Below are 15,197 nucleotides of genomic sequence, written 5' to 3'. Positions count from 1 at the left end.
TTTCGATAGTCTATATCAGCGGTCAGAACAAAAATCGATTAGGGATTCAAGGTCGTGGAATACATTTCTACCCGTGGTACAGCACCCGCTCTCGGCTTTCGGGATGCGCTCATGGCCGGGCTTGCAAAAGACGGCGGTCTGTATGTCCCGCGCAAATGGCCTACCCTTTCGAAAAAACAGATCCGTGCCCTGCGCGGCAAATCCTACCAGGAAGTTGCCTTCGAGATCCTGTCGCTTTTCGTCGATGGCGAGATTGCCGATGACAAGCTGAAGGCCATGATCGACGAGGCCTATGCCACTTTCCGCCACCCGGCCGTGGTGCCGCTGGTGCAGGTCGGGCCGAACGATTTCATTCTCGAACTCTTCCACGGCACGACACTCGCCTTCAAGGATGTGGCGATGCAGCTGCTTGCGCGCCTGATGGATCACGTTCTTGCCGAACGCAACGAACGCGCGACAATCGTCGGCGCCACATCGGGCGATACCGGCGGTGCAGCGATCGACGCCTTTGCCGGCCGCGAGCGCACCGACATCTTCATTCTCTTCCCGCATGAGAAGGTCTCGCCGGTGCAGCAGCGGCAGATGACCTCTTCTTCCGCGTCCAACGTGCACGCGATCGCTGTGAAGGGCAATTTCGACGACTGCCAGAACCTCGTCAAAGAGATGTTCAACGACGCTGCCTTCCGCGACAAGGTCAGGCTTTCGGGCGTCAATTCGATCAACTGGGCGCGCATCATGTCCCAGGTGGTCTATTACTTTACAGCCGCTGTTTCTCTCGGCGGACCGGACCGGAAAATCTCGTTCACCGTGCCGACCGGCAATTTCGGCGATATCTTTGCGGGATATGTGGCCAAGAAGATGGGCCTGCCGATCGATCGCCTCGTCATCGCCACCAATGACAACGACATCCTGGCCCGCACGCTGAAGACCGGCCGTTACGAGATGAAGGGCGTCAAGGCGACGACCTCGCCTTCGATGGACATCCAGATCTCATCCAATTTCGAACGCCTGCTGTTCGAAGCCTATGATCGCGACGACGCAGCAGTGCGCCGCTCGATGGACGGGTTGAAGCAATCCGGCTCTTTCGAGATCAAGGAAAAAGCGCTGAAAGCGATCAAGCGCGAGTTCCGCGCTGGACGTGCTACCGAACGCCAAGTTGCCGCCACGATCCGCGAGACGCTTTCGGCCACCGGTTACCTTCTCGACCCGCATACGGCGACCGGGGTATTCGTCGCGGCGAAGAATGCCAAGCCATCCAGCCCGATGGTAACGCTGTCGACGGCGCATCCGGCCAAATTCCCGGCTGCGGTAAAATCCGCTTGCGGAATTGATCCGGCGCTCCCATCATGGTTGTCTGATCTTATGCAAAGGGAGGAGCGCTTCGATATACTTGAACCGGAGCTGAAAGCCGTCGAGACCTTTATCGGCAGCAACGCACGGACCAAGTAACGGCGCGCCGGAAAGACATAGTATGAATGTAGAGATTACCCGGCTCCCCTCCGGGCTGACTGTCGTCACCGAAAGCATGCCACATCTGGAAAGCGTGGCACTCGGCGTGTGGATCAAGTCGGGTTCTCGCAACGAGACCGAAGAAGAGCATGGCATCGCCCACCTGCTCGAGCACATGGCCTTCAAGGGAACAGCACGGCGCAGCGCCCGCGACATCGCCGAGGAGATCGAGGATGTCGGGGGAGAGCTGAATGCGGCGACCTCTACAGAAACCACATCCTATTATGCGCGCGTGCTCAAGGATCATGTGCCGCTGGCGGTCGATATCCTTGCCGATATCCTGACGGAGTCGGAATTCGACGAGGAAGAACTGCGCCGCGAAAAGCACGTGATCCTGCAGGAAATCGGTGCGGCCAACGACACGCCCGACGATGTGGTCTTCGACAAATTCTCCGAAGTCGCCTATCGCGGCCAGACGATCGGTCGCGCCATCCTCGGCACACCGGAACGGGTGAAAAGCTTCACGCCGAGTCAGATTCGCGGCTACCTTTCGCGCAATTATACGACCGACCGGATGTTCGTGGTGGCCGCCGGTGCGGTCGACCACCAGACCTTCTGCAAACAGGTGGAAGAGCGTTTTGCCGGTCTGCCAACTTCGCCCAGCGCACCGCCCGTCTTTGATGCTGCACGCTATATCGGCGGCGATATTCGTGAGGAACGCGACCTCATGGATACACAGGTCCTGCTCGGTTTCGAGGGCAAGGCCTATCACATGCGCGATTTCTACTGTTCGCAGATCCTCGCCAATATCCTTGGCGGCGGCATGTCTTCGCGCCTGTTTCAGGAAGTGCGTGAGCATCGCGGCCTCTGTTACTCGGTTTATGCCTTCCACTGGGGCTTTTCCGATACCGGCATTTTCGGCATTCACGCGGCAACCGGTGCCGACGATCTGCCAAAGCTGATCCCGGTCATCATCGACGAGTTGCACAAGTCTGCCGACACGATCCATCAGGTGGAAATCGACCGGGCTCGCGCACAAATTCGCGCGCAGCTGCTCATGGGTCAGGAAAGCCCGGCCGCCCGCGCCGGCCAGATCGCCCGGCAGATGATGCTTTATGGTCGCTCTATCCCCAACGAAGAGATGATGGAGCGTCTCGCAGGCATTACCACCGAGCGGCTGACCGATCTGGCAGGCCGCCTGTTCTTCGACACCGTACCGACCCTTTCGGCCGTTGGCCCGATCGAGAAGCTCGCGCCGATGTCCGATATCGCCTCGGCTCTATCCTCACCTGTCATCAAGGCAAAAGCCGCCAGCTGAACAGAGGCTCCGAAGCACAATGGGTAGATCGGTGTTTCGGTTTCTGTCCCGTCAGCCGGACACGCCCGAGTTATCCGGACCTCAGCATCTTTTGAGGCTGCCGCATAATTCCGATTACAAGCAATGGTATCGGCTGCGTTCCGAGAGCCGCAGCTTCCTTCAGCCGTGGGAACCGACCTGGCGGGCCGACGAACTGACGGAAAGCTCGTTTCGCGCCCGAATCCTGCGCGCAAACCAGGAATGTGCGTCCGGTCTCGCCATGCCGATGCTGCTTTTCCGCAAGGACGACATGACCCTGCTCGGGGGACTTACCATCGGCTATATTCGCCGGGGTGCAGCACAAAGCTGCATGATCGGATATTGGATGGGTGAAAAACATGCGGGCCAAGGCCATATGTTGGCCGCATTGAGAGTGGCAATCCCGTATATCTATGGCGGACTTCAGTTGCACCGGATCGAGGCAGCTTGTATTCCGGACAATTGGAAAAGCATGCGGCTTCTAGAAAAAGCCGGCTTCGAGCGGGAAGGTCTTTTGCGGAAGTATCTCAAAATAAACGGCGAATGGCGCGACCACATGATGTTTTCCCGGTTGCCGGAAGACGGCGAATTCGGGAAAATGGTCGGACCATGATTGACGGTATGCGTTTTAGTTCTGCGTATCGGGCCTTTGGCCTGAAGTTTCTGCTGATGATGATCGTCGCCATTCTGGCCTTCGGGCTTAACGGTGCGCGTGCCGCCGAGCCGGTGAAAATCTCGCGTGACGACACGGCGCTCGACCTGACGGCCACGACCGACATCTATACCAATCAGGGTGAGGCTTTCCAGGTTTCCACGGCGGCGGGCGGTGACGGGATTCGGCGACGCATCGAAGTCAGATCCAGCAATCCTGGGCATCAGGGCGACTGGGCGGTTTTTGCACTTTCCAACGTCTCGGAAGAACAGCTGGAGCGCGTCATCGTCGCACCGCATTTCCGCCTTGTCGGATCGAAGGTGTTCTGGCCGGATCTCGGTTCGCAGCGTATTACCGCGATTACTCCATCGGAAGGTTTCTCGCTCGATCGTCTGCCGAGCCCCGATGCAGACGTGTTCCGCATCACGCTCAATCCGGGATCGACGATCACGTTCGTTGCCGAACTGGCCAGCCCTTCGCTGCCGCAAATCTACCTCTGGCAGCCGGACGCCTACAAGGATACGGTCAATTCGTTCACGCTCTATCGCGGCATCGTGCTTGGCATTGCGGGTCTTCTGGCGGTGTTTCTGACGATCCTGTTCGTCGTCAAGGGTACATCGATGCTGCCGGCGGCAGCAGCGCTTGCCTGGGCCGTGCTCGCCTATATCTGCGTCGACTTCGGCTTCCTCGACAAGCTGATCACCATCACATCCAGCGACCAGCGCATATGGCGTGCGGGTGCGGAAGTGGCGCTCGCCTCGTCGCTCGTCATCTTCCTGTTCACCTATCTGAACCTCAACCGCTGGCATGTGCATCTGGGTTACGCGACGCTTGCCTGGGTCGTCGGACTGGTGCTGCTCGGCGGCGTGGCGATCTATGACCCTTCCGTTGCGGCCGGTATCGCCCGGCTTTCCTTCGCGCTGACGGGTACGGTCGGCATCCTGCTGATCATCTATCTCGGCTTCAACCGCTACGACCGGGCGATCCTGCTGGTGCCGACCTGGACGCTGATCCTCGTCTGGCTGTTCGGCAGCTGGCTGACAGTGACGGGACAGCTCGACAACGACATTATCCAGCCGGCGCTGGGCGGCGGTCTGGTTCTGATCGTGCTACTGATCGGCTTCACTGTGATGCAGCACGCCTTTGCCGGCGGTGCTTACCAGCAAGGACTGTTTTCCGACCTGGAGCGTCAATCACTGGCGCTGACCGGCTCCGGCGATACCGTGTGGGACTGGGATGTCGCACGTGATCGTGTCGTCACGACGCCGGATATTTCAGGCCGTCTCGGGCTTGAGGCCGGCGCCATGCATGGCCCCGTGCGCAATTGGGTTCCCCGCCTCCACCCCGACGACCGCGACCGGTTCCGCGCCACGCTCGACGTGCTGCTCGAACATCGCCGCGGCCGCCTGCACCACGAATTCCGCATTCGCGCCGAGGATGGACATTTTCACTGGCTGCAGATCCGTGCGCGGCCCGTGCTTGGCTCGAACGGCGAGATCATCCGCTGTGTCGGCACGATCGTCGATGTGACCGAACAGAAAAACTCGGTCGAACGGCTGTTGCAGGATGCGTTGCACGACAACCTGACAGGCTTACCGAACCGGCAGATCTTCCTCGATCGCCTGCAGGGCGTTCTGACGCTTGCCGCCAGCGGCGACACCGTGCGCCCGACCGTGATGGCAATCGATCTCGATCGCTACAAGCAGGTCAACGACAGCCTCGGGATTGCGGCAGGCGACAACATGCTGATCGCGATCACCCGGCGCCTGCGCCGCCTGATGAAACCGCAGGATACCCTGGCGCGGCTTGCTGGCGACCAGTTCGGCCTGATCCTGGTTTCCGAGCGTGACCCGGCAAAGATCGCCGATTTTGCCGAGGCCGTATCGCAAGCCATCATGGTGCCGATCAACTATGCCAATCGCGAGATCGTACTGACCGCCTCGATCGGGCTTGCGTCCTTCGTCGACCAGCAGGAAAGCGCTGCAGGGCTTTTGGCGGACGCGGAACTTGCAATGTACCGGGCAAAACGCGGCGGCGGTAACAAGGTGGAGCCGTTCCGGCCGATCTTCCGCACGTCCGGCACCGACCGGCTGCAGATCGAAACGGATCTTCGCCGCGCATTGGAGCGCAAGGAACTGTCGCTCGCCTATCAGCCGATCATATCGCTGAAGGACGGCGAGATCGCTGGCTTCGAGGCGCTGATGCGATGGGAACACCCCAAGCGTGGCAGCATCCCGCCTGCCGAATTCATTCCGATCGCCGAAATGTCGGACCTTATCGGCCCTCTCGGCGTGTTTGCAATGGAGCGTGCTGCATTGGACCTTGTTTCATGGCAGGAGCAGACCGGTGAAGTGCCGATCTTCGTTTCCGTCAACCTGTCTAGCGCACAGCTTTTGAATGCGGACCTTTATAACGATGTCAGGGCACTGATTTCGAAGACTCAGGTCAATCCGCACCAGTTGAAGCTGGAGCTGACCGAATCCCTGATGATGGAAAACCCGGAACAGGCTCGCCTGATCCTCGCCAAGCTGAAAGAGACCGGCCTCAGCCTTGCACTCGACGATTTCGGCACCGGTTATTCCTCACTCGCCTACCTGACGCAGTTCCCGTTCGACATGATCAAGCTCGACAAGACGCTTGTCAGCGACATGAGCGAAAAGGGCTCAATCCTGCTGCGCTCCGTTATCGCCATGGCCCGCGGACTGGAAATGACGGTCGTCGCCGAGGGCATCCAGACGGATGAGCATGCGATGGAGCTTGCCAAGATGGGCTGCCACTATGGCCAGAGCTACCTGTTCGGCCCGCCCGCCACCAGCGAAGCCATGCTGCGGTTACTGAAGGAACGGTTTCCGCTGACGAAACGGGCGTAACTTCCCCAGGTCCCCCTCCGGCCTGCCGGCCATCTCGCCAACACGCGGGGAGAAAATCCGTGGCACGCTCCCTACCGCAATTGTGGTCCGACGAGGCGGTCGGGTTAAACCCTCTCCCTTGTGGGGAGGGTTGGGAGGGGTCGTTTCCGCCCTACCGTCTCAACACCAGATCATGCACGAATTGCAGCTTTGCCGTCACGGCCGGCGTCAGGATGAACGGATAAAGGTCAGGCACCCCCATCGAGCGGTGGATACCGTTGATCGCCAGGCTGAAGGGGATCCAGGCGGACACGAGCTGTTCGGCGCTGTCGGCGCGATAGGGATTGAAATCCACTTCCGCCGATAGTTCTTCGTGCCTGCGCGGGTCTATCGACATGCCGTAGGCTCGTGCCGTTTCCAGCGTGTCGACTATATGGACGTAGTGGGCGAAGCTCTCGGCGAAATCCTCCCATGGATGCGAGCTTGCATAGGTAGAGATGAAGAATTCCTGCCAGTTCGGCGGCGGGCCTTCCTCGTAATTGCGTTTGAGCGCCTCGCCGTAATCGACGGTCTCGTCGCCGAATACCGCGCGAAATTCATCCAGCCTGCCGCCGTCGCGGACCATCTTGTCCCAGATGTAATGGCCGGTCTCGTGCCGGAAATGGCCAAGCATAGTGCGGTAAGGTTCGTTCATCGACACGCGGATCTGCTCACGCGTCGCATCGTCCGCCTCGGCTGCGCGGATTGCGATAAGGCCGTTTTCGTGGCCGGTCAATGCGGCCTTTACCGTTCCGTCGGCTTGGATCTCGTCAACGAGAAAATCGAAAACGAGACCGCCTGCAGAATCCTCATCGCGGTTGATGCGCGGCAGGTTCCATTTCAGCATGGAATAAAAGAGGTGACGCTGAGCCTGGCTGATGCGCCGCCATTGCCGCAATCCCTCTTCGGTGGAGGCATCCGGTACCAGACGGTTATGGCGGCAGGCCGGGCAAAAGGGATTGGAATCGTCCGCGAGAACCGTCCAGTTGCAGATATCCATGCCGGCATTGGCGCAAAGCCGGACCTTCCGCTGCGGGCTGGCGAATAGCGACCAGACCTCCTCGCCTTCGACAGGCTGCAGCGCATGCATGGCAAGCGCCTCCGGCACGAAGGCCAGGCGGGAGCCGCAATTCATGCAGTCCCGGTTGTCGAAATGAATAGGCTGTCCGCAGTGATCGCAATCGTAGAGGCGCATGGGCTGGTCCGCATCGATGGAGGGGAATAGAGAAAACCTGCTCCGGCAGTGCCGAAACAGGTTTATCAAATGACTGGAGATCATTTTTCGGACTATGCCGTCCGACATTACCGGGATTTGGTCAGGTCCCAGACATCACATGCGGTCAACGAAATCCTTGCCCGCTTCCTTGATCTTGCCCTTGGCCTGCTGAGCATGGCCCTTGGCTTCCTGGGCGTTGCCCTTCGCCTTGAGCTTCGGATTATCGGTCATGTCACCTGCGGCCTGCTTGATCTTACCGGCAACTTCGTTGCCCTTGCCTGCCATCTTATCGCTGGTGCTACCCATTCCTTGTTCTCCTTATCTCTCTCGACGTTGTTCAACGCCTTGCGATAATAGAACTCTGAAGGGTGGATATCGTTCCACCGAAACAGATCAGGCATGTCCTGCTTCGGTCGAGAGCATTTCCGGGCTGACGCCCATAAGGGCAAGCGCGCGTTCGTATTTGGCATCAACGCAAGGATCGAAAATGATGTCATCCTGCGATGCGCAATTGAGCCAGCCGTTATTGCTGATTTCGGCCTCAAGCTGTCCCGGCCCCCATCCGGCGTAGCCGAGAAGCAGAGTTGCCCGCGTCGGCCCCCGGCCTTCCGCGATCGCCCTTAGAATATCAAGCGTTGCGGTGAGTGAAATCTCGTCACTGACAGGGATCGAGGACTCGCAGGAAAAATCGTCGGAATGCAGAACAAAGCCCCTGCCCGTTTCCACCGGACCGCCGTAAAGAACCGGGAAATAACGCGCCTGTTTCGAAAGAAAGGCGGTGTGAGGTTCCTCGACGATCTTCAGATGTTCAAGTACGTTGGGGAATGAGAGTTCCTGCTGCCTGTTGATGATGAAGCCCATAGCACCGGTTGATGAATGAGCGCAGATATAAACAACACTGCGAGCGAAACTACCGTCCTGAACACCGGGCATGGCGATCAGGAACTGGCCGTCGAGAAATCCGCGTTCACGCTTGTCTTTGAGCGCCGTAATTCCCATCGAGCCTCCCGTGTGCCTTTAAAGCGCCGTATGGCGGCGGCCGCATCAGGCGACCCTTCCAAGGCAACATGGGGCAGTCTACGGGATCATTCAACCGAAAATGATTGGTTTTCATCAGACGTGGCTGGCGAGCATGGGATTGCTGGGATAAATCCGTTCTCATGATCTCGACCGCTTTCACCACCCGCCGCCTTTTCATCGCCATCCCACTTCTGCTTGCCTCTGCCTTCATGCCGGTCTCAGTACAGGCAGAAACGACCGACTGGGTAAGCAATGAAGGCGGGCGAATGCGGATCGTGGCGCTGGCGCCCGATGCGCGCGGCACCGTGCGCGGCGCGCTGCAGATCGAGCCCAAGGCAGGCTGGATCACCTATTGGCGCGAGCCGGGCGATGCGGGCATACCGCCGCATATCTCGTTTCCCGAGACATCCGGCGTCAGCGTCAGCAAGATTTCCTATCCGGTGCCGCGCCGTTTCGACAATGGTGACGTGCGCGATATCGGCTATGATACAGCCGTCAGCTTTCCCTTCGAGCTTTCGGTGACGAACCCGAACCAGCCATCGGCAATCACGGCCTCCGCCTTTATCGGCATCTGCCGCAATATCTGCATTCCATTTCAAGCCGAATTCAACCTGGGACTCAAGGCAGATGGCGGCACGTCCTTTGCCGAGGCGATGATCATCAACGATGCGGAAGGCAAGCTGCCGGAACATCCGTCCGACGATTTTGCCGTCACGCATTATTCCGTTTCCTCCGATGGCGACACGCTGCGGCTGCGGCTGCAATTACCCAAGGACGCACCGAAGAAGCCGCAGGTGATCGTCACCGGGCCGGAAGGACATGTGCTGTTCAACGAGACCAAGGGCGAACGCATCGAAGACAGCTATTCCGTCGAGATGCCGGTCGGCAAGCTGCCGAAAGGCTATGACATGAAGGGTAAGCACTGGGGCATTCTCGTGCTTGCCGGCAAGCGCGCCATGGAGACTTCGCTCGCCTTCGAGTGAGCCTTTCCGGGCGCCGCATGCCGTGATCGCAAACTGGTCGACAGTTCTCCCTGCCCTCTCTTGTCTTGTCATTCGCCAACTTTATAGTGCCGCGAACGATCGCATGGGCGATCATTGGCAGGAGAGACGACATGACGATCGCAGTGGGCGAAAAGCTTCCGGAAGCAACATTCAAGGAAAAGACGGCAGATGGCCCGGTGGAAGTGACGACCAGCGGTCTTTTCGCCGGCAAGAAGGTCGTGTTGTTTGCCGTACCCGGCGCCTTCACGCCGACCTGCACGCTCAACCATCTGCCCGGTTACATTGAAAACCGCGATGCCATTCTTGCACGCGGCGTCGATGATATCGCTGTCGTTGCCGTCAACGATTGGCATGTGATGGGTGCCTGGGCGCAACAATCCAACGCGCTCGGCAAGATCCACTTTCTCGCCGATTTCGACGCCTCCTTCACCAAGGCCATGGGCCTCGACATCGACCTCTCCGGCGGTGGGCTCGGCGTGCGCTCGAAGCGTTATTCCATGCTGGTCGAGGACGGCGTGGTGAAGTCGCTCAACATCGAGGAAAGCCCCGGCCAGGCCACCGTCTCGGGTGCCGCGGCGATGTTGGAACAGCTTTGATCTAACTGACGGGATTTGTAGAATGACGAAGGGCGCCAGATGGCGCCCTTTGCATTGTGAACTAAATTGGTGTGGCTACGCTGCGAGATCGTAGACGATAAGGCCGGACAGGCCACCATCGGCGGAGGCGACGATACGTTCGGCGACGGCAAGATGATCCGGAGCCGCGAGATAGGTATCACGCGCCTCCGGACTTTCGAATGTCACGATAAAGCCATCGAGAAAGCCACCGCTCAAACCTTCGGACGATATGTTCGGACCGAATTTAACATCAACGATGCCCGAAAGCGTGTTCTGAAGGCCTGCGATCGCCGCGTAGATTTCCTGTTTTTCGGCGTCCTGTACCGACGACTTGAAGCGCAGAAAAACACAGTGAAGGATCATGCGTGGTCTCCCGTTGTCGTGCCCCGATTTGGCCACGATCACCATAGGCGGTGACGCCGCAATGGCAAGTCGGGTCTGATGCGGCTGAGCGCCGTCGAAGGCGGGTTATTTTACCAGAAGCGACCGGCCGAGATTGGGTTTCTTGAACGGCTCCATGCCGAGGCGGGCAAGTTCGTCAGCCCGTTCGTTTTCCGGATGGCCGGCATGGCCCTTGACCCAGTGCCACTTGACCTTATGGCGCTGGTTGGCGGCATCGAGCTGCTGCCAGAGTTCGCCATTCTTCACCGGCTTCTTGTCGGCGGTCTTCCAGCCGTTCTTCTTCCAGCCGAAGATCCACTTGGAGATACCGTCCATGACATATTTGCTGTCGGTATAGAGATCGACTTCGCAAGCGCTTTTCAATGCGGTGAGCGCGGAGATGGCAGCCAGAAGCTCCATGCGGTTATTGGTGGTTTCCGCCTCGCCGCCGTTCAGCTCCTTGGTGGTTTCACCGTAACGCAGGATGGCACCCCAGCCGCCGGGGCCGGGATTTCCGGAGCAGGCGCCATCGGTGAAAATCTCGACCTGCTTCATGACGCCACCTCGATTGCCGGAGCATATTCGGCGACCGATGAAATCTGCCGGTGGAAGCGCAGCTTGCGCAGATATTCGAGCGGGTCCTTCTTCACCACCAGCGCGCCTTCCGGCGTCGTCAGCCAGTCGTAAAGGCGGGTGAGGAAGAAGCGCAGGGCCGAACCGCGGGCGAGAACCGGCATCGCTTCGCGTTCTTCATCCGAGAGCGGGCGCACCGAACAATAACCTTCGAGCAGCGCCGAACCCTTGGTGACATTGTAGGAGCCATCCTTCTCGAAGCACCAGGCATTGAGGCAGATCGAGACGTCATAGGCGAGCAGGTCGTTGCAGGCGAAATAGAAGTCGATCAGGCCGGAAAGCTCGTCGCCGAGGAAAAAGACATTGTCCTGGAAGAGATCGGCATGGATGACGCCTGCGGGCAGGTTTTTCGGCCAATGGGCTTCGAGATAGACGAGTTCGGCGGTGATTTCCGCTTCAAGGCCCGTCTCGACCTCGTCGGCACGCTCGGCCGACTTTTCCCAAAGGACCTTCCAGCCTTCGAGCGACAGCGCATTCGGCCGCTTGATGTCGAACCCCTCACCGGCAAGATGCATGCCGGCCAACGCCTTGCCGACTTCACGGCAGTGCTTTGCCTCCGGCTTTCTCAGCCACATGCCTTCGAGGAAGGAGATGAGCGCTGCCGGACGACCGGAAAGCTCGCCCAGAAGTTCGCCATCACGGCGCGGAAGCGGCAGCGGGCAGGACAGGCCGCGCTCCGACAGATGCTGCATAAGCCCTAGGAAAAACGGCAGGTCCGACTTTTCCACCCGCTTTTCATAAAGCGTCAGGATCAGCGGATCCTTCGTCGTATGCAGCAGGAAGTTGGAGTTTTCCACGCCTTCGGCAATGCCCTTGTAGGAGGTCAGCTCGCCGACGTCATATTGCGCCAGAAAGTGCTTGAGGTCGGTTTCGGTGATGTCGGTATAAACGGCCAAGGCGGTCTCACAGTCGGTCAAGGGGCAGAATCATCTGCCCGGAAATGGTGCCTTACCTATCGCGCTGTTTACGTGGTCGCCGCAAGCGGGCGATCGCCATTTACCCAGGCCATATCCTCGACCGTCAGCGGCACGGAGCGAAGCTCGCGGTTGACGAGGAAGTTTTCGGTTTCCTCGGCGGTGATCGCCAGCTCGATCTCGGCGGCAAACCGTTCCTTGAAGGCGGCGATGATCTCGTCCACGATGACTTCGGGTGCCGATGCGCCTGCGGAGAGGCCGAGCGTGCGGATATTACCGATTTCGTCCCAGTTCAGTTCGGAGGCGCGCTGAACAAGCAGCGAGCGCTTTGCCCCTGCCCTCAGCGCTACCTCGACGAGGCGCTTGGAGTTGGATGAATTCGGAGCGCCGACGACGATGAAGAGATCGCAGCCGGGGGCGGCTTCCTTCACCGCTTCCTGGCGGTTGGTGGTGGCATAGCAGATACTGTCGGCGGCCGGGGCTGTCAGGTTCGGAAACCGTTCCTGCAGCTTGGCGATGACGCCCGCCGTGTCGTCGACAGACAGGGTCGTCTGGGTGACATAGCCGAGATTGTCGGGATCTTCCGGCATATAGGCTTCGGCATCGGCGATCGTATCGACGAGCGAGACCGTGCCTTCCGGCAATTGCCCCATCGTACCGATGACTTCTGGGTGTCCGGCATGGCCGATCAGCACGACATGGCGGCCGAGGCGCTGATGGCGCATGGCCTGCTTGTGAACCTTGGACACCAGCGGGCAGGTCGCATCGAGATAGAAGAGGTTTCGCGACTGCGCATCTTCGGGCACCGATTTCGGTACGCCGTGGGCGGAGAAAACGACCGGCTGCTGGCGATGTTCTTCCGGGATCTCGTTCAGTTCCTCGACAAAGACGGCGCCCTTGGCTTCCAGTCCCTCGACGACATAACGGTTATGGACGATCTCGTGGCGGACGTAGACCGGCGCACCGTATTGTTTCAGCGCCAAAACGACGATCTGGATCGCCCGGTCGACGCCGGCGCAGAAACCGCGCGGACCGCAAAGCCTGATCGAAAGAGCCGGTTTGGTGAGCTGAATGTTCATTCCGCATCCGCTGTTGGAAAATGCCTAAGGCCTCATATAGGCGAGGCAATTGAGGCGCGCCAACAGAAAATGTCGTTATCGACCTTCTCCGGCCGGTGATGATGCGGACTTGCGGCTGCGCCACCACATGCCGAAAACCACGGCCAGCAGTGCTGCGGCGAGACCGTACCATGTCGCGGCATATTGGAGATGGCTGTTGGGAAGGTCGAATTGCGTCACACCGCCCTTCGGCCAGCCGCCGGGATTGATGACGGATGCATCGGCATCGACGAAAAAGGCAATGACGTCGGAGAGCCCGGCACTTGCCGCCATGGCATCGAGGTCTTTCCAATAGAAGATGTTTTTAGCGAGATCATTGTCCGGGACCAGCATGGACGGCTTGCCGGAGAGTTTTGCGCGAGCGTAACCGGTGATCGTCTGTTCGCCGGAAACCTCGCCTTCCGCTCGTGTCGCCGGCTCCTTCATCTCATAGGGCACGAAGCCGCGATTGACGAAGATCTTGCGGCCGTCCGCCAGCGTCAGCGGCGTGTAGACATAAAAGCCGGTGCGACCTTCGAACGTGGCGAAGAAATGCCGCTCCTTTGTGTGGTCGAATATGCCGGAAAGCGCGATGCGGCGGTATTCGATATCGTCGCCGGCTGCAGCTCTCTGCTCGATCTGCGCAAGCGAAACCGGCTCGGCTGCGCGGCGCTCAGTGATATCGGCGAGAAGGCCCTCCTTCCAGTAGAGCCGCTCCACCTGCCATGTGCCAAGGATGAGCAGGATGGCGAGGGAGAGGAGAACGAGGACGGTGGTGAGGATATTTCTCAATGAGGTTTTCTTGCGTGAGCTGGTCGTGACGACGTTGGTTCTCATCTTGCTACGACCAATCTCAAACAAAGTCACACGCGGAGAACTAGCCCCTCACCCTAACCCTCTCCCCGTAAACGGGGCGAGGGAACGTGCCACGATTGAGGCATAGCGGCCGCGGCTTGCGTCCTTCTCCCCGTCATTACGGGGGTCCGGAGGACGGGACGGGGCAAGCGACCCGTCCCCGGTTGGTGCCGGCAGGCGGATGAGGGGCAACCGCCTGGCCCATTCATCACAGATGCGCCAGCGGTGCGCCCCAGCCGCCCCAGATGTAGATCGAGAAGAACAGGAACAGCCAGACGACGTCGACGAAGTGCCAGTACCAGGCGGCCGCTTCGAAGCCGAAATGGCGTTCGGGGGTGAAGCCGCCATTGATGGCGCGGATCAGGCAGACGATCAGGAAGATCGTGCCGATCAGCACGTGGAAACCGTGAAAACCGGTCGCCATGAAGAAGGTGGCGCCGTAGATCGAATTGGAGAATTCGAAGGGTGCGTGCGCGTATTCGTAGGCCTGCACGGCGGAGAACAGGATGCCGAGCGCGACCGTCAGCGCAAGCCCGGTGACCAGTCCCTTGCGGTCGTTGTGCAGGAGCGCGTGATGCGCCCAGGTCACGCAGGTGCCGGAGAGAAGCAGGATGATCGTGTTGTAGAGCGGCAGGTGCCAGGGATCGAGAACCTCGATGCCCTTGGGCGGCCATTGACCGCCGAGCGCTTCGACGCGGGCGGCCTGGATCGCCTCGTTGGGATAGAGGCTCGCATCGAAAAAGGCCCAGAACCAGGCGACGAAGAACATCACTTCGGAGGCGATGAACATGATCATGCCGTAACGCAGATGCAGCGATACGACCCGCGTGTGATGGCCTTCATCACCTTCCTTGATCGTGTCCGCCCACCAGCCGATCATCACATAAAGGATGATCGCCAGGCCGATGAAAAACACCCAGGGGGTGGCCCAGTTGAGGCCGAACATGTGGAACTCAGCGCCCTTGAGATAGCGCATGTAACCGACACCACCGAAGGTGATGACGAAGGCGCCGATCGCGGCCAGAAGCGGCCAAGGGCTCGGATCGATGATGTGGTAGTCGTGATTTTTCTGATGCGCGTCTGCCATGTCAAAATCCCCGATAAATGCCTCTCCACCGCCTGCGGAATTTTTTCG

General features: G+C 59.5%; 14 protein-coding genes and 1 pseudogene. 6 read left to right on the top strand and 9 right to left on the bottom strand.

Translation table 11 applies throughout. The features are described 5' to 3' along the window. The first annotated feature begins 54 nt into the window (after positions 1-54). The 4 genes and pseudogenes from thrC to JZX87_RS05015 all read left to right on the top strand — a co-directional run. The gene (gene thrC / locus JZX87_RS05030) at positions 55-1,449 is read left to right on the top strand and encodes a threonine synthase (protein WP_206824279.1); all 1,395 of its coding nucleotides are present in this window, start codon (positions 55-57) and stop codon (positions 1,447-1,449) included. Between the two features lie 22 nt (positions 1,450-1,471). Further along, entirely contained in the window at positions 1,472-2,767 is a 1,296-nt protein-coding gene (locus JZX87_RS05025; RefSeq protein WP_148144073.1) for a M16 family metallopeptidase, read from the top strand. A 19-nt stretch (positions 2,768-2,786) separates the two neighbouring features. Then, positions 2,787-3,398: a GNAT family N-acetyltransferase gene (locus JZX87_RS05020; protein WP_183822942.1), complete on the top strand. Its 612-nt coding sequence runs from the start codon at positions 2,787-2,789 to the stop codon at positions 3,396-3,398. A gap of 98 nt (positions 3,399-3,496) precedes the next feature. Continuing rightward, a pseudogene (locus tag JZX87_RS05015) lies at positions 3,497-6,307 on the top strand (EAL domain-containing protein); the annotation flags it as partial. Positions 6,308-6,458: 151 nt separating this feature from the next. On the opposite strand, the gene JZX87_RS05010 reads toward JZX87_RS05015, so the two are convergent. The 3 genes from JZX87_RS05010 to JZX87_RS05000 form a co-directional block, all read right to left on the bottom strand. Then, entirely contained in the window at positions 6,459-7,520 is a 1,062-nt protein-coding gene (locus tag JZX87_RS05010) for a zinc-binding metallopeptidase family protein (RefSeq protein WP_206824277.1), read from the bottom strand. A 135-nt stretch (positions 7,521-7,655) separates the two neighbouring features. Beyond that, positions 7,656-7,847: a CsbD family protein gene (locus JZX87_RS05005; RefSeq protein WP_148144076.1), complete on the bottom strand. Its 192-nt coding sequence runs from the start codon at positions 7,845-7,847 to the stop codon at positions 7,656-7,658. Positions 7,848-7,934: 87 nt separating this feature from the next. Further along, the gene (locus tag JZX87_RS05000; RefSeq protein WP_206824275.1) at positions 7,935-8,540 is read right to left on the bottom strand and encodes a YqgE/AlgH family protein; all 606 of its coding nucleotides are present in this window, start codon (positions 8,538-8,540) and stop codon (positions 7,935-7,937) included. Positions 8,541-8,701: 161 nt separating this feature from the next. Here JZX87_RS05000 and JZX87_RS04995 point away from each other — a divergent pair, with 161 nt between their 5' ends. Next, complete coding sequence (locus tag JZX87_RS04995; protein ID WP_206824274.1) at positions 8,702-9,544, top strand: protein-disulfide reductase DsbD domain-containing protein; 843 nt, start codon at positions 8,702-8,704, stop codon at positions 9,542-9,544. A 131-nt stretch (positions 9,545-9,675) separates the two neighbouring features. Beyond that, positions 9,676-10,161, top strand: a complete 486-nt coding sequence (locus JZX87_RS04990; protein WP_148144079.1) for a peroxiredoxin — start codon at positions 9,676-9,678, stop codon at positions 10,159-10,161. Positions 10,162-10,236: 75 nt separating this feature from the next. On the opposite strand, the gene JZX87_RS04985 is transcribed toward JZX87_RS04990, so the two are convergent. From JZX87_RS04985 to JZX87_RS04960, 6 genes are all read right to left on the bottom strand, one after another. Further along, complete coding sequence (locus tag JZX87_RS04985; RefSeq protein WP_148144080.1) at positions 10,237-10,545, bottom strand: Dabb family protein; 309 nt, start codon at positions 10,543-10,545, stop codon at positions 10,237-10,239. Positions 10,546-10,650: 105 nt separating this feature from the next. Beyond that, positions 10,651-11,118 carry a ribonuclease HI gene (rnhA, locus tag JZX87_RS04980; protein WP_183822950.1) on the bottom strand — a complete coding sequence of 156 codons (468 nt, stop codon included), beginning with the start codon at positions 11,116-11,118 and terminating at the stop codon, positions 10,651-10,653. Beyond that, positions 11,115-12,092 carry a homoserine kinase gene (locus JZX87_RS04975; protein WP_206824273.1) on the bottom strand — a complete coding sequence of 326 codons (978 nt, stop codon included), beginning with the start codon at positions 12,090-12,092 and terminating at the stop codon, positions 11,115-11,117. The genes rnhA and JZX87_RS04975 overlap by 4 nt, the downstream gene beginning before the upstream one ends. 68 nt (positions 12,093-12,160) lie before the next feature. Beyond that, on the bottom strand, positions 12,161-13,189 hold the full coding sequence (gene ispH, locus JZX87_RS04970; RefSeq protein ID WP_206824272.1) for a 4-hydroxy-3-methylbut-2-enyl diphosphate reductase: 1,029 nt from the start codon (positions 13,187-13,189) through the stop codon (positions 12,161-12,163). A 75-nt stretch (positions 13,190-13,264) separates the two neighbouring features. Further along, the gene (locus JZX87_RS04965) at positions 13,265-14,044 is read right to left on the bottom strand and encodes an SURF1 family protein (protein WP_206824268.1); all 780 of its coding nucleotides are present in this window, start codon (positions 14,042-14,044) and stop codon (positions 13,265-13,267) included. A 226-nt stretch (positions 14,045-14,270) separates the two neighbouring features. Continuing rightward, positions 14,271-15,149, bottom strand: a complete 879-nt coding sequence (locus tag JZX87_RS04960; protein WP_183822958.1) for a cytochrome c oxidase subunit 3 — start codon at positions 15,147-15,149, stop codon at positions 14,271-14,273. Between the last annotated feature and the right edge of the window lie 48 nt (positions 15,150-15,197).

This window comes from Agrobacterium sp. Ap1 (assembly GCF_017313375.1).
Lineage (GTDB): Bacteria > Pseudomonadota > Alphaproteobacteria > Rhizobiales > Rhizobiaceae > Neorhizobium > Neorhizobium cellulosilyticum.
Note: the sequence above shows the minus strand (reverse complement) of the source record. Positions and strands in the feature narration are given on the sequence as shown.

Bases quoted from the DNA above. Each gene is read 5' to 3' on its own strand.
- JZX87_RS05025 (WP_148144073.1), top strand. From the start codon at position 1,472: ATGAATGTAGAGATTACCCGGCTCCCCTCCGGGCTGACTGTCGTCACC.
- JZX87_RS05020 (WP_183822942.1), top strand. From the start codon at position 2,787: ATGGGTAGATCGGTGTTTCGGTTTCTGTCCCGTCAGCCGGACACGCCC.
- JZX87_RS05010 (WP_206824277.1), bottom strand. From the start codon at position 7,520: ATGCGCCTCTACGATTGCGATCACTGCGGACAGCCTATTCATTTCGAC.
- JZX87_RS05005 (WP_148144076.1), bottom strand. From the start codon at position 7,847: ATGGGTAGCACCAGCGATAAGATGGCAGGCAAGGGCAACGAAGTTGCC.
- JZX87_RS05000 (WP_206824275.1), bottom strand. From the start codon at position 8,540: ATGGGAATTACGGCGCTCAAAGACAAGCGTGAACGCGGATTTCTCGAC.
- JZX87_RS04995 (WP_206824274.1), top strand. From the start codon at position 8,702: ATGATCTCGACCGCTTTCACCACCCGCCGCCTTTTCATCGCCATCCCA.
- JZX87_RS04990 (WP_148144079.1), top strand. From the start codon at position 9,676: ATGACGATCGCAGTGGGCGAAAAGCTTCCGGAAGCAACATTCAAGGAA.
- JZX87_RS04985 (WP_148144080.1), bottom strand. From the start codon at position 10,545: ATGATCCTTCACTGTGTTTTTCTGCGCTTCAAGTCGTCGGTACAGGAC.
- rnhA (WP_183822950.1), bottom strand. From the start codon at position 11,118: ATGAAGCAGGTCGAGATTTTCACCGATGGCGCCTGCTCCGGAAATCCC.
- ispH (WP_206824272.1), bottom strand. From the start codon at position 13,189: ATGAACATTCAGCTCACCAAACCGGCTCTTTCGATCAGGCTTTGCGGT.
- JZX87_RS04965 (WP_206824268.1), bottom strand. From the start codon at position 14,044: ATGAGAACCAACGTCGTCACGACCAGCTCACGCAAGAAAACCTCATTG.
- JZX87_RS04960 (WP_183822958.1), bottom strand. From the start codon at position 15,149: ATGGCAGACGCGCATCAGAAAAATCACGACTACCACATCATCGATCCG.